The organism is Pseudoflavitalea rhizosphaerae (genome assembly GCF_003991355.1).
Lineage (GTDB): Bacteria > Bacteroidota > Bacteroidia > Chitinophagales > Chitinophagaceae > Pseudobacter > Pseudobacter rhizosphaerae.
Genome location: NZ_RCSU01000022.1, coordinates 20,257 through 34,922, shown reverse-complemented (window position 1 = coordinate 34,922; position 14,666 = coordinate 20,257). Strand labels below are relative to the sequence as shown.

Here is a 14,666-nt window from a genome sequence, read left to right as displayed (position 1 = left end):
ATCCGGTACTGTTATCAATAGTCCGGATTCTGGATCAGCGTGCCACCGGATTTATCGATAGCGCTTTGCGGGATCGGATAGTATTTATTCCTTTCCTGGTAGCCGAGTGGCCCGAGTACCGTCAACGCTTTATTCCATCTTACCAGGTCATAGAACCTCTCCCCTTCCATTGCCAGCTCGGCCCTGCGCTCGCGATGAATAATATCCCGGAGCTGTCCCTGATCTGTGACTACCACTTTGGGTAGGATCGCGTTGTTCCCCTGTCTTGCCCTGAACCTTACCTGTTCCAGGTAATCCAGCGCTTTGGTGGTATTGGCAGTACCTCCCAGTTCATTGGCAGCTTCTGCAGCCATCAGGAGTACATCTGCATAACGTAATTTGGGAATATTGAGCCAGCGGCTGTATTGCGGATCACCTTCCGTAATGGTGATGAGCGCGCGACGTGTAGGATCGGTATACACTTTTTTGTTCCAGTATGGCTGAGGAGAGGTGGCTAGCGGAGGAAGGGTTTTATTATATCCACCGTTGGCTGTGCCGCCATCTGACTCTCCGGAAAACAGGATGGTGGCCTCCCTGCGCGGATCACCGGTCTCATAAGAGTTCACCAAACTTGCCGTTGGCGCATTGAAGCCCCAGCCGAGATTCCATTCACCTGCACCACGAACACCCTGCGACTGATTATAGTTGTTACCAAGATTGACCGATCCATTCGCATTCACATACATCTGTATTTCGAACAGGGATTCTTTTGAATTCTCTCCCTCCTCTTTGAACAACCTGTAATAAGGATCGATCAGGGAATAACGTTGTGAACTGATCACATCTTCAGCTTTAGCGAGCGCACCGGCCCAGTCCTTCCTGTACAAAAGGGTTTTGGCTTTCAGTGCATCTGCAGCGCCTTTTGTTGATCTGCCGATGAATTTAGCTTCCCATTCCGGTGGCAGATTGGCAATGGCAAAATCGAGGTCTGTATCGATGAGTGAATAGATCTCAGTTACCGGTACTTTGGGAACATTGGCATCTGAAGGAAGATAGATCTTGAAATCGATCTTCGGCACACTTCCAAAATTGCGCACCAGGTCAAAATAAGCGAAGGCCCGCAGGAAAGTGGCTTCAGCCCGGTTTTGCAAACTGGCCTGGTCTGTGAGCTCAAGCGAATCCACTTCGTGAATAACCGCATTGCACAATGTGATGAAAGCATAGTGATCGTCCCAATACGTGGTAACCTGATTGTAAGAGGGATCGTATTTGAATTCGTCGAAAATGGTTGTTATCGCTGACTCATCACCGGAAGTACTTCCCTTGACTGCATCATCAGAACGAACATTATGCAATCCAATGGTGGGAAATCCGCTCACGCCGCTTTTTCGCAGCTCACCATAAAGCCCGAACACCTTTCCTTCCACGCCGCCCTGAACAATATCATCCTGGGTACCTACACCCAGTGGTTTCCTGTCGAGGAATTTTGAGCAACCAGCCATGCCTGTCATGAGCAACAACACTGGCAACAAGGTGCTGATCCATTTATTATTGAGTGTCATGATCATTAGTTTTTGTTAGAATGTTACATTGAATCCGAAAGAGTAAATGGCGGGTAGGGGATAAGAGCCCCTGTCTACACCAAACTCGATGGCATTTCCTCCGAACTCGGGAGAGAAGCCGGAATTGTCTTTGAACGTTACCAGGTTCTGCGCATTCAGGAATACGCGGAGCGATTTCGCGAAGCGGGTAAAGCCTTCTTTTTTGATGGGCACATTGTAGCCGATACTTACATTGCGGATACGGAGATAGCTTCCGTCTTCGATCATGTAAGTGGAGTTTTGCCTGTTGATGCCGCGCAGGTCGTTCACCTGTGGCTCCCAGTTGGAAGTGCCGGCTCCATGCCATCTTCCCATCCTGTCTTCCCGGTAATTGAACACAGCGAATGTGTTTCCATTGCCCCAGCTTCTGAACACTTCATTTCCGTATACGCCCTGGAAATCGATGCCGATATCGAAACCTTTATAGTCTGCACTCAATGCAAACCCGTAAATGAAATCGGGGGTAGGGTTTCCGATAAAAGTGCGGTCGTTATCATCCACAACTCCATCAGGACCGGTAGGTTTGCCATTGGCATCTTTAGGTCCGGCCACATCTTTGAATTTCAGATCGCCGGGGCCGTATTCACCAAAGAAGCCTGCTCTTGGTGAGGAGATCTTATCTGCATAGGACTGGTAAACACCTTCCACCACGTAACCGTAAAAATACCCGATGGGCATTCCGGCAGTTACGCGGGAAGCGCCGGAAATGATCTCGAAGCCGGGCTGGTAAATGGATAATACTTTGTTCTTGAAGGTGGTGATATTACCGCTGATCGAATATCCGATGCCGTTAGGTAGCTTATCGGTCCAGGTTGCAGATGCTTCGATACCCTTGTTCTCGATCTCACCGGCATTGGTGATACCCGGCTTTTGACCGCTGAGTCCGGGATAATTGGTCAGGAGGTCAGTAGTTTTCTTGTGATAATAAACCGCTTCAACACGCAGGCGGTTCATCAGTACAGCCAATTCAAATCCTGCTTCCATTGAGCGCACCTGTTCCCATTTCAGGTTCTGGTCGGCAATATAACTGGGGGTGTAGGCAGCCACCACGTTATTGCCAAATACAGCACTGGAGCCGCTTACTAGCTGAGGATAGTAGGGGTAGTGAATTTCTGTATACTGATTACCGAGTACGCCATAGGAAGCTTTCAATTTCAGGTAATCGAAAATGTTTTGTCTATCCATGAAGTCTTCCCTTGTCATTTCCCAGGCTGCGCCTACGGCCATGAAGTTCTGATAGCGGTTTTCAGGAGAGATCTCGGAAGAGCCATCTCGTCTGAATGAAGCATTAAGCATGTATCTGCCCTGGTAATTGTACAAGGCGCGGAACAAGTAAGAAACGGTAGCCTGCTCCCATTGCAGGGGCTTATCGTTACCAAAGAGATCGCCTCCGGTACTGACTCCTGAAACCCTGGAGCCGGGATCGCCGAAGAAGTTATCTATATACCAGAAACGTTTGTCTCTCGGGATCGGTGTACCATTGGCGAACTGGGTTACCCGGCCATTGGTTTCTGAATAACTATTGAAATAAGTAGTAAAGCCTCCTAATGCGGTCAGGCTATGATCTCCAAACCTTTTCTTCCAGGTGAGCAGGTATTCCTGCTGGAATTTGGAATAGGTATTTTCTTTCTGGAATACCTGCGAGTTTTGATAACCATTTTGCCAGTCGGCGGTATCCAGGTCTGCCGACCAAACCCTGATCCTGGGAGTGTAGCGGCGTTGGTCATTGAAGCCGAGATCGAGGTAGAAGGTGGATTTGAAGTTGAAATCGCGGAGGAAATTCACTTCACCGGAAACGCTTCCGATCACGCGGTACTCGCGCTGGAGGTCTGTGTTCTTTCTTTCTTCCACCAGCATAACGGGATTGGGTACCTGCGGACCGCCGATCTGGTCGGGGAGGCGATTGTATATCCCTCTTTCTTCATTGAAAGGTTCCACTATCGGCGTGGCATTGATAGCCTGCACAAAATCATTGGCAGCAGGCGGCGTAGCGCGGTAACCATTCAAATTGAAACTTAGTTTGATGGCTTTGGACACGCGCAGCTCATCATTGATGGAGAGCAGGATCTTATCGAGGTCTTCATGTTTGATCAATCCCTGTTCCTTGATATAGCCAACACCCATGTAGAATTTATTCTTTTCGGTGCCGGCTGAAACACTGACATTATTATTGGAGACGATGGCATTCTTTTTGGCGATCAGGTCTACCCAATTGGAGTTGCCGGTGAACCTGTCGTAATAAGCAAAGGGAGGCTGACCTTCATTTTGCCTTTGCTCATCGTAGAGGGTTTTGAACTGGGCGGCATCTGCCATCTTCACTTCATCGGTGATCTTTTTGATACCGATGGATGCATTTACGTTCACCATGAGCTGACCGGTCCTTCCTTTTTTTGTAGTGACGATGATAACGCCATTAGCGCCACGCACCCCGAAGATGGCCAGTGAAGAAGGATCTTTCAGAATCTCGATGGACTCAATGTCTGCGGGGTTGAGGAAGTTGATATTATCATTGAACAGTCCGTCTACCACATATAGCGGCTTGGTTTGTGATCTGCTTACTGTACCGCGTATGCGAATATCGGGTTCCTGTCCCGGCAGGCCGGTATTGATGATGCTCACGCCTGAAACCTTACCCTGTAAGGAGGAGAGCGGGTTGGTATTGGGTTTGTCTGCCACTTCCCTTCCGCTCACTTTGGCGATGGAGCCGGTGATATCTCTTTTTTGTGCGGTGCCATAACCGATCACCACTACCTGTTCCAGTTGCGCATTGTTTGTTTCCAGGACGATATTGATCTCAGTCCTTCCATTCACAGAAATTTCCTGGGTGAGGTAGCTGACGCTGGAGATCACCAGCACGGCATCGTTTGGCACTTCGATGGAGTAACGCCCTTCTGCATCGGTGGAAGTACCGGCATTGCTACCTTTCACGCGAATGGAAACCGCGGCCAGCGGCTCGCCTGCCGCATTGGTGATGCGGCCTTTCACAGCAACCTGGTTGATCACAACATCTTCTTTCTTCAACACCACTAAATTGTTGTTGAGCACTTCATATGCTATGAGGGTATTGGCCAATAACCTGTTCACCACAGATAATACATCTTCATTATTGGCGGTGATGGTCACTTTCGGTTGTTCTGCAAGCAGGCTGGAGTTGTAGAGGAAACGAAAGCTGGTCTTTTTTTCAATGGCTGTCAGCACTTTCTTGATATCGGCGGACTGCATGTTGAGGGTCACTTTCGACTGCGAGTGAACACCCGCCGATACATGAAGACAGCCTATCAATATGAGGGCAAAGGTCAGTTTCATGAGAATGACAAGCTTTGTTATGGTAGGCCGCCCCGGAAAATCGGGGCAAATCCTGATTTTTTTCATACTTTAAGCATTGAAAAGGATTTACAATTGGTAAAAGCGTTTCCTGGCAAGGGAGATTTTACCGATGACTTTTTCATTTTGCGGGGAATGTTGGTAGCATTTCCCGCTTTCATTAATAAGATTGATCAGGAGCTGTTAGCAGTTAGCATCGTGAGGATTTTATGTGATCAATGGGTTTTCTATTTTCCGATTACGATCGATTTGGCATCCGCGAACCGGTAAGTGAAAGGAGTGGCTATTGATAATGCATGTAAAGCCTCCTTAATCGATTCATTGGAAAAACTGCCTGTCAGCGGCACCTGTGACAGTTTTGGATTACTGAAGCTGATAGTTACACCATACCATCTTTCCATTTTCAGGGCCACATCGGCAAAAGGCTCTTCCACAAAGGCCAGTTTGTTCTCTACCCAGGCTGTTTCCAGGGCAGTGCCATCTTTCTCATCGATGGTCATTTGGCGCACCGAAACAACCGGCTCCTGTGATTTTGCCACCCCGGCCCTGGCTGGTGCTTCCGTAGCGCTTTCTTCCCCTACTATGATCTTCTGGTTAGGTTTGAGGATAAACTTGCCCGATTGTTCACTGTGCAGGTCCACTTCGATACTTCCCTTCACCAGTGCGGCTTCTGTTGTTTTCTCCCCGGGGTAGGATTTCACATTGAATTGTGTTCCCAGCACCTTTATATTGATGCGTTTGGTATGAATGATGAAAGGTTGATCAGGATTCTTTACCACATCAAAGAAAGCTTCTCCGGTAAGGGTTACTTCCCGCAGCTTCTGGCCAAAGGACTTATCGTAGTTGAGTTTACTGCCTGCATTGAGCCAGACAATGCTGCCATCGGGTAAAGTAACCCTGGTGCGGGACCCGTTCCTTGTTACGATTTCGCTGGATGGGGCTTGCTTTTCATGGGACAGTCCTGGTTGTTTTTCGGCTATGGCAGGGTGTGAGTAATACCAGATCAGTGAACCTGCCAGCAGCAGGCTGGCGGCAGCGGCAACATATTTCCAGGGCTTGTTCCGGCGGGTGCGGTCAGGTATACGGAAGGTGGCGGGCTCCTCTGCCTCTGTGCTGTTTGCAGCAAAACTGATGCCCTGCTCTTCCATTCTCCGGAGATGCTTGCGGAATGCCTGTTCCAGCTCGTCCTGATCGGCAACGGCTTTCCGTTGCCAGAGATCTGAAAGGTTTTGCATAGGAAAATGCAGACCGGGATTGGCTTTCAGTAATTGGTCCAGTTCTTCCAGCTCGGCTTCAGAAGCTTCCCCGGCAAGTTTCCTTCCCATTAGTTCACATGCGCGTTCCAACAACATAATAACGGTGATTACTACTAAGGACCCGTTTCCCTGGCCGATCTACCAAAAGCAGGGAAAATATTTTTTTAGAAACAGACCAGTTTGCGGAGATTGATATTGATGGCCTTACCGATCTTCTTCAGGGCGATGGCCAGCTGGTTATCGATGGTTTTGATGGAGATGTCCAGGATCTCAGACACCTCGCGGTAACGAAGTCCATCTTCCTTAATTAGTTTATAGACCATTTTGCAGCGGGGAGGGAGGTTATCGATGGCGCGGGCAACGCGGTTCATCAGTTCAGCCGTGAGCAGGAGTTGTTCGGGATCATGGTGCTGGCTTTCCAGTTCCACCTGCAGATCGTCCAGGCTGACTGATGCCTGTTTCTGTTTTTTGAGCAGGTACTTGAGGGACATATTACGCACACTCACGTAGAGGTATACTTTCAGGTTGGTGATCTCGCTCAACTGGCTGCGTCTTTCCCAGATGCGGATGAACACATCGGAAACAATTTCTTCAGACATTTCGTGGGAGCGAACAAAAGCATTGGCGAATCGAAGGAGGGGTTTATAATAGAGGTAGAACAGTTCCTGGTAGGCCTGTTGGTCACCATAAACAGCAATGCGCCTTTGCAGTTCTTTGGTATGGTCAGAACCCTGGTTCACTGAGGAACAAGTTTAATAGTAGAGTATCATTGCAATTTACCAGAAAAATTCAGAAAGAATATTTCTGATCTGTGTGTGATTTGTTTAATTTTGCCCTCCACTGAAAACGATCATCCATCATTTTCAAGATATTTCTCCGCGAGGAGAATGGACCCTTAGCTCAGACGGTTAGAGCATCTGACTCATAATCAGAGGGCCGTTGGTTCAAATCCGACAGGGTCCACCCAGGCAAAAAAGGGTTTCGGCGTAATAACGCTGAAACCCTTTTTCATTTGCACAAGAAATTTATGACCTTGCAAAATCAATAAGTGGCTGAATACTGCCTTTATCAGCTTCTCGCAAAGCCGTGAGGTATTTTGTCCTAAACTCGCTTGTCTGAATAAGACTTGCGCTACCCCAGGAGAAATAATCCTGGTTGAAAATCTTCGAAACAATAATATCACCGATCAATCGTGAATGTCTGCCATTTCCATTGGCAAAGCAATGGATAGAGACAATGCGATGTTTGAAACGCACTGCGATTTCATCGGGGACATAGGTGTTGTTCTCAATCCAAAATTTGCAATCATCCAGGAGCATATGTAAGTCAATACCGATCTGGTATTTATCTACGCCGATATTCTTGTTTGAGTTTCTAAATTCTCCTGCCCATTTCCAAACACCACTTAGCATCCGGCGATGAAGCTCACGGATAAACGTTTCTGTAAGGATTTCCTGTTGTGTGAACCGTTTACGTCTTTCAATTGTCCAACGAATCGCTTCTTCAATATTGCGCTGTTCAACTTCATCCAGTTCACCGCGCGTGGTGATGGAGTGGATCAATAAGCCGTCCCTTTCATCTTCATCCAAAGGGGTTTGCCTTCTTCATATTGAATAATTAATCCCATAGGCTTTTCGGCATTTCTCTTTTAAGCTCTTCGGTTAATTCTTGTATGGCCTGATTTATTCTTTCTTTTGAGTTTTCCTGATCTTCCAATTTCATTGTGGTTGAAGTCCGGGTAACAATTTGTGTTGCCAATTCCTGCGCCCGGCGCTCAACCATTTTTTCGATAGAACCATCTTTTGATACAAAGCCATAGACAAGCACCATATTCAATGCGTCGGCAGCCTCTTTCAAGGTTCTTAAGGTTATTGTTCCTTCTGCTTCCCGCATTTCAATTTCACGAAGGCTTTGCGGTGTGATAGACATTCTGCTTCCCAATTGCTTTAAAGACATGCCAAGCATTGTGCGCAGCATTTTGATCCATCCGCTTGATGGCATTGCGGCCAAATAAGTGGATAAATTTTGCAGTTTTTTATCCATTTGCCGCAGGATCAACAGCTTGTTTTCTCGCTTTTTCATAAGCTTATACCCTTAATTTTTACACCTAATTTTAAGCCTTAAACCTTAATTTTATATAAAAAATCTAAGCCTTAAAGCTTAAATAAATTAACACAAAACAAGCCTGAATGCTTAAAAAATCACCCATCTTCTTGCAAATCAATACATTAACCATACCGGCATCCTCCTATCCTTTGCTGCAATATCTATAATAGCCTTTTTTCATTGGCAAATCATCTGCCTCCAGCATCTTCAAAATTCTCCAACAATGATCACATCCGGGTTAACGAAAGCAATAAATTTCATTCTGCTGAAATTCAGGTAAGGAACCATGAGGGTTCAAATTCGACAGCGTCAAACGAAACACGTATGCATTTGTGGGATTCTTATTTTTCATAGCATGCTAAATGCTCAAATCACATATAATAGACAAACCTCTCCAACCACTCTGCATTCCGCCCCTTTTCATCCTTCAAATACTACAGCTTTTCTTGTTACCAACCCTGTCAAATACTGCCGCCCTGCTTGCTTTCCAACAATTTGCATGAAAATTCCATGAAACCATTTAAATTGTCGTTTCTTTGCCAACCTTAACATTTCATTTAACCCGGGAAGGATACTTTTGATCAATTATTAAACTGGTATGAAAAAATTTCTGTTTCTGTTCATTACTGTAGCCTGTGTAACTGCTGTTAACGCCCAGGATTCTACTCTCACTACCACTTCCACTAAAAAGAAAAAAGACTGGAGTAAGGTAAGCCTCGGCAACCGCGCCAATGATCACTTCATGATCCAGCTTGGTTACAATAGCTGGTCTCAGATGCCAGACAGTATCAATACCAGAGGAATCCCCCGCAGCCTGAACATCTATTTCATGTTCGATTTCCCTTTTAAATCCGATCCCCGTTTCAGTATCGGAATCGGTGCAGGGTTCGCTACAGACAATATGTATTTCAAGGATACAGAGATCGATATCACCGGAAGGCTCAACAGCAACAAGCTCACCTTCAGGAATGTGGCAGATACCAACCACTTCAAGAAATACAAACTGGCTACCACTTACCTGGAAGCTCCCGTTGAACTCCGTTTTGCCCTGAACCCGGAAAACACCAACCGCAGCTGGAAATTCGCACTGGGTGGTAAGATCGGAACCCTCATGAGCGCTTCCACCAAAGGAAAGACACTCCAGAACAGGAGCGGTAATACCATCAATGCCTTCACCCAGAAAGAAAAAGCAAAACGCTTCTTCGATGGCACCCGCCTCAGCGTTACCGGCCGTATCAGCTACGGAGTGTTCGGTATCTATGGCGCTTACCAGGTGAACAGTTTCATCAAAGATGGTATGGGACCTGATGTAAGACCATTCCAGATTGGCCTATCAATTAGCGGACTGTAAGATCCCTTTATTCAAAATATTCCACGGCTGCATCTCAGATGCGGCCGTTTTTTATTGCGCTGTGGGCAGTCGCTCGCCTCTGGCGAGTGACTTCTAATGGTTCGCCTCCGGCGAACACTGCGTCGCCAGAGGCGACTAAATAAAAGTCACTCGCCAGAGGCGAGCGACTGGCCAACAGCCTGCCCGGATTTTTCATTTACCTTTGCTCAAAATCGTATTAATTGTTAGATAAGAAGAACATCATTCAACAGGAGGAGAAAGCCGTACTCGTGGGTCTCGTACACAAAGACCAGACAGAACCGCAGGTGAAGGAATATCTCGAAGAACTGGCCTTCCTGGCAGAAACCGCCGGAGCCAGGGCCGTTAAACGCTTCATGCAAAAGCTGGCGCATCCTGACAGTCGCACTTTTGTAGGAAAAGGAAAACTGGAACAGATCCAGGAATACATCCAGGGAAAAGATATCAACCTCGTTATATTCGATGATGAGCTCAGCGGCTCACAGATCCAGAATATTGAAAAGATCCTCGGTGTAAAAACTATCGACCGCTCAGATCTGATCCTCGACATCTTTGCCCGCCGCGCCAAAACCGCGCAGGCCAAAACCCAGGTGGAACTAGCCCAATACCAGTACCTGCTGCCCAGGTTGAAAGGTATGTGGAAACACCTTGAACGTCTTGGTGGTGGTATCGGAACCAGAGGCCCCGGTGAAACGGAGATCGAAACCGACCGTCGTATCGTAAAAGATAAGATCGCTTTGCTGCGCAGGAAGCTCGCGGAGATCGATAAGATCGCCGGCGTACAACGCAAGGATCGTGGTGAATTCATCCGCGTTGCCCTCGTAGGTTACACCAACGTAGGCAAAAGCACCATCATGAACCTCCTCAGCAAAAGAGATGTATTTGCAGAGAACAAACTCTTCGCAACACTGGACACCACAACCAGTAAAGTAGTCTTCGAGAACACCCCCTTCCTGCTCAGCGACACGGTAGGGTTCATACGAAAACTGCCCCACCACCTGGTAGAGAGTTTCAAAAGCACACTGGATGAGGTGCGCGAAGCGGATATCCTGCTGCATGTGGTAGATGTGTCGCATCCTCAATACGAAGATCAGCTCGGCGTGGTGAACAGCACACTCCAGGAACTCAAAGCGCACGACAAACCCGTGATCACCATCTTCAATAAAATGGACCAGTACGAAAAGAACACTTTCGATCCCTGGCTGGAAGAAGAAGTGAAAGTGGAGATCCTCAATGAGCTTAAGGAAAGATGGGAGAATGAACTCCAGGGCAACTGCGTTTTCATTTCTGCAACGGAAAAAAGAAATCTCGATACACTCCGCAATACCATTCTTGAAAAGGTAAGGGATATGTACAAGATCCGTTATCCCTACAAAACAGCTTTCTTTTATTGATGAGCGAAAAGAATTACAAATGGCACCAGGTTGCTGAAAGCGAAGCCGAACTTCCCTTTGCCGCCAATGGCATCGCCGTGGTGGAAGTGAAAGGGAAAAAGATCTGTATCACGAAACACCAGCAGGAATGGTTTGGCTTTGCTTTCAAATGTCCGCATGCGGGCGGCATCATGGCCGATGGGTATATCGATGCCATTGGCAACGTGGTATGTCCTTTGCACCGCTACAAATTCAGTATAAAGAATGGCCGCAACACCAGTGGTGAAGGTTATTACCTGAAAACTTTCCCGATAAAAACCACCGAAGCCGGCATTTTCGTAGGTCTTGAAGAAAGCAGCCTCTTCGGTTGGTTATAAGTTAACTCCTGGCTCTTCCGGAATTGTGCAGTTTACTGCCAGTTATTTGCTTATAAAGCATTAATTTACCTTATATATTTATAACGGAAATTTCCGATGATCCTGAAAAAACTATTCGTACCGGCTTTCCTCATAGCCACCGCTATCCTGCATGCGCATACGCTGACAGCCCAGGAGAAACTTTCTTCCGATGAGCTGCTGGTGCAGGCGCGCAGCGCTGCCTTTCAGAAAAAAGATTATCCCAGAGCCATCGCACTTTGCCAGCAGGCATTGAGCCAGAGCCCGGGTTATACTGATATCCGCGTCTTCCTCGGGAGGCTCTATTTTTGGAGCGATAACACAGACAGCTCCCGCATCACACTAGACCAGGCGCTGCGCGAAAACCCTTCGCATGAAGATGCAGCCGTTGCCGCAGCCAGCATCGCTTACTTCACCAATCATTATAAAGAAGGTCTGGCTTATTGCGAAACCGGCCTTCAGCATCATCCCCGGTCTCCGGAACTGATGCTGCAAAAAGCAAAGATCCTCACCGCCATGCGCGACTACAAGCCCGCGGCACGTCTCACGGATTCCCTGCTCACCATCGATCCAAAGAACACAGAAGCCCGCGCCCTCTCCGGCAGGATCCGCGACTTTGCCGCTTCCAACAGGATCGGTATCACCTACGACTATACGCATTTTGATAAACAGTTCTCTGATCCCTGGCACCTGATCAGCCTGGATTATGGCCGTCAGACAAAATATGGTTCCATTATTGGTCGGGTCAATTACACCAATCGATTCAAAACCGATGGTGTTCAGTTTGAGGTAGACGCCTATCCCAGCATCGCCAAAAACTTTTACGCTTATGTGAACTTCGGCTACTCCGCCGATGATGTGGTGTTCCCCAAATACCGCGGCGGCTTCTCGCTCTATGCCAACCTGCCTAAAAGTTTTGAGGCAGACCTCGGTTTTCGTTACCTCAACTTTGGTAACGATACCTGGATCTACACCGGCTCTATCGGCAAATACTACAAAAGCTTTTGGTTCAATCTCCGCGCTTATGTAACACCTGACGATAACCGCATCTCACATTCCTACTCCTTCACTACCCGTTACTACCTGGGAGGCGCAGACGATTTTGTTCATTTATCGCTCGGCTACGGTATCTCACCGGATGATCGTACTCAGGCCATCCAGCTCAACAACAATTACAAACTGCTCACCAACCGCATCTCCGGCGGATACCGGTTTACTCACAGGAAACTCAATGTATTCCTGATCAATGCCGGTTACGCCCGCGTAGAATATCTTCCCAAGACAAAAGACAATCAATTCACAGCTGGCATCGGTTACCAGAGAAGATTCTAAATTTTCGATCCCTTGAAAAAGAGAACCAGGAATATATTGATCATTGTCGCGCTGATTGTATTGCTTCCGCTTTGGATGTGGATCGCCTGGCTATGCACGCCCAAAAAGAAAATGGTGATCGCCATTGTTGACAAGACCGAGATCAGTCGCAAGGGACAGGAACATCTCTCACTCACCTGGGTACTGAACCAGGAACGCTATACCAAAACCAGCAAGAAAGCCTATGGCGCGTCCAACGATTATTTTGGTTTCTTCCCTCAGCAGGGCGAGAAATTCCGCGTCAAAGGATTGGAAAGATTCACTTCCCAACAATTAGACCAACTCAGCGAGGACGCCGAAGCCGCCTACTTCGCCGACACCTACGGCGTTTTCAGCAATGAATGGTTCAGCGGAAAAAATGTAACCGAACGCAGCGGCATCGTATATGGCGGTATGAGCAAGGAAGATATCGGGCTGTTGCAAAGGATGAAAGACAAACACAAGCTCATCATCACAGAATTCAATACTATCGGGTCTCCTACATCTCCCGAGATCCGCCAGCAATTTGAGCAAATGTTTTCTATGCGTTGGACAGGCTGGATCGGCAGGTATTTCGAGAGCCTGGACACCGCCCTGAACAAAGAACTTCCCCGCTGGCTGATCAGCAATTACCTGCAACAACACAACAATCAATGGCCTTTCAAAAAAGACGGAGTGGCTCTTGTGAGCGATAAAGAAGAGATCGTGATCCTGGAAGCGGGTACGCATCTGGGTGAGACTATGCCGCATATCGTTACTGGCATAAAAGGACAAACAGTGTACGGTCTGCCCGAATCCATGAAATACGCTTTCTGGTTCGATGTGATCAATACCGACACCACAATCAATGAAGTGATCGCGCATTTCAAAGTGGACGCGAATGAAGCAGGAATGAAACTATTGAAAGAAAAGAACCTCCCTGCAAGCTTTCCCGCCGTAACACAACATATCCACCCGGATTACAAATTCTATTATTTCTCCGCAGATTTTTGCGATAACCCGGTTAGTATGACCAGCTCTTATTTCAGGGGCATCAACTATTTCAGCTGGTTATTCTATAACACCAGTGATCCAATGGAAAGAAAAAGTTTCTTCTGGAATTACTACCGGCCATTAATGACCACCATTCTTGATGACTTATATCACAGTCAGTAACTAATACTTACGCTGCCGGCAGTCGCTCGCCTCTGGCGAGTGACTTATATTTGTTCGCCTCCGGCGAACCGTCTTTACAAATTTCCCTCCACACCACAAGGGGAAAAATCCCCCGCTTTCCCGTTATTTTTCCCGCTGTTATTTCCTTATATCCATTCATCTTGCTTCGCAAAAAAAATGTCAGAACTCCGCAAAGCGAATTATGATGGTCTCTTCTTCAACACGCTCACAGTTGTAGACTGGATCGATGTCTTCACCCGTTCTATCTATTCAGATCTCATCATCAAGAACCTCAGTTATTGCCAACAATTCAAAGGACTGGAATTGTTTGCTTATGTGATTATGTCCAATCATCTCCACCTGATCTCTTCGGCCAGAGATGGCAACCTCAATGAGCTGTTAGGCGATTTCAAAAGCTTCTCCGCTAAAGACATTATCTATACCATTGAAAAGAATGAAAAAGAGAGCAGGAAAGATTGGTTATTGCATATGTTCAGGTATCATGCCAGGTTTTCTAAAAGGCATGGGGAGTATGCATTTTGGAGACCAACCAGTCATGCAATTGAGATTAGAGGACATAATATGTTGCAACAAAAACTGAGATATGTTCATGAGAATCCGGTAAGGGCCGGATATGTTCAAGAACCGGAGCATTGGGTTTATAGTAGCGCTTGTGAGAGAGGGTTTTTGAAAGTGATGGAATTGTGAGGGTCCTCGCCGGAGGCGAGGAAATATAAGTCACTCGCCAGAGGCGAGCG

General features: G+C 47.2%; 12 protein-coding genes and 1 tRNA gene. 7 read left to right on the top strand and 6 right to left on the bottom strand.

All coding sequences use genetic code 11. The features are described from left to right. Window positions 1-14: 14 nt before the first annotated feature. The 4 genes from D9Y29_RS25520 to D9Y29_RS25505 form a co-directional block, all read right to left on the bottom strand. Complete coding sequence (locus D9Y29_RS25520) at window positions 15-1,541, bottom strand: RagB/SusD family nutrient uptake outer membrane protein (RefSeq protein ID WP_164735553.1); 1,527 nt, start codon at window positions 1,539-1,541, stop codon at window positions 15-17. 15 nt (window positions 1,542-1,556) lie between these two features. Beyond that, window positions 1,557-4,886, bottom strand: a complete 3,330-nt coding sequence (locus tag D9Y29_RS25515) for a TonB-dependent receptor (protein ID WP_164735552.1) — start codon at window positions 4,884-4,886, stop codon at window positions 1,557-1,559. A gap of 245 nt (window positions 4,887-5,131) precedes the next feature. Next, window positions 5,132-6,229 carry a FecR family protein gene (locus D9Y29_RS25510; protein ID WP_164735551.1) on the bottom strand — a complete coding sequence of 366 codons (1,098 nt, stop codon included), beginning with the start codon at window positions 6,227-6,229 and terminating at the stop codon, window positions 5,132-5,134. Between the two features lie 95 nt (window positions 6,230-6,324). Beyond that, window positions 6,325-6,900, bottom strand: coding sequence for an RNA polymerase sigma-70 factor (locus D9Y29_RS25505; protein ID WP_127133081.1), 576 nt, complete (start codon window positions 6,898-6,900; stop codon window positions 6,325-6,327). Window positions 6,901-7,049: 149 nt separating this feature from the next. Between D9Y29_RS25505 and D9Y29_RS25500 the strand changes: the two genes are divergently transcribed. Beyond that, window positions 7,050-7,123, top strand: a tRNA-Ile gene (locus D9Y29_RS25500). A 62-nt stretch (window positions 7,124-7,185) separates the two neighbouring features. Here D9Y29_RS25500 and D9Y29_RS25495 read toward each other — a convergent pair. Continuing rightward, window positions 7,186-7,749 carry a mobile mystery protein B gene (locus tag D9Y29_RS25495; protein ID WP_127133080.1) on the bottom strand — a complete coding sequence of 188 codons (564 nt, stop codon included), beginning with the start codon at window positions 7,747-7,749 and terminating at the stop codon, window positions 7,186-7,188. A gap of 28 nt (window positions 7,750-7,777) precedes the next feature. After that, complete coding sequence (locus D9Y29_RS25490) at window positions 7,778-8,242, bottom strand: mobile mystery protein A (protein ID WP_127133079.1); 465 nt, start codon at window positions 8,240-8,242, stop codon at window positions 7,778-7,780. A 622-nt stretch (window positions 8,243-8,864) separates the two neighbouring features. Here D9Y29_RS25490 and D9Y29_RS25485 point away from each other — a divergent pair. The 6 genes from D9Y29_RS25485 (at window position 8,865) to D9Y29_RS25460 (ending at window position 14,616) form a co-directional block, all read left to right on the top strand. Then, window positions 8,865-9,617, top strand: coding sequence for an outer membrane beta-barrel protein (locus D9Y29_RS25485; protein WP_127133078.1), 753 nt, complete (start codon window positions 8,865-8,867; stop codon window positions 9,615-9,617). 221 nt (window positions 9,618-9,838) lie between these two features. Beyond that, complete coding sequence (hflX, locus tag D9Y29_RS25480; protein ID WP_127133077.1) at window positions 9,839-11,029, top strand: GTPase HflX; 1,191 nt, start codon at window positions 9,839-9,841, stop codon at window positions 11,027-11,029. Continuing rightward, window positions 11,029-11,385: a Rieske (2Fe-2S) protein gene (locus tag D9Y29_RS25475; protein ID WP_127133076.1), complete on the top strand. Its 357-nt coding sequence runs from the start codon at window positions 11,029-11,031 to the stop codon at window positions 11,383-11,385. The genes hflX and D9Y29_RS25475 overlap by 1 nt, the downstream gene beginning before the upstream one ends. A 96-nt stretch (window positions 11,386-11,481) precedes the next feature. Then, window positions 11,482-12,735: a YaiO family outer membrane beta-barrel protein gene (locus D9Y29_RS25470; RefSeq protein WP_127133075.1), complete on the top strand. Its 1,254-nt coding sequence runs from the start codon at window positions 11,482-11,484 to the stop codon at window positions 12,733-12,735. A 12-nt stretch (window positions 12,736-12,747) separates the two neighbouring features. After that, on the top strand, window positions 12,748-13,908 hold the full coding sequence (locus tag D9Y29_RS25465) for a hypothetical protein (protein WP_206513877.1): 1,161 nt from the start codon (window positions 12,748-12,750) through the stop codon (window positions 13,906-13,908). A 177-nt stretch (window positions 13,909-14,085) separates the two neighbouring features. Continuing rightward, complete coding sequence (locus tag D9Y29_RS25460) at window positions 14,086-14,616, top strand: REP-associated tyrosine transposase (RefSeq protein ID WP_127133074.1); 531 nt, start codon at window positions 14,086-14,088, stop codon at window positions 14,614-14,616. Window positions 14,617-14,666 lie beyond the last annotated feature (50 nt).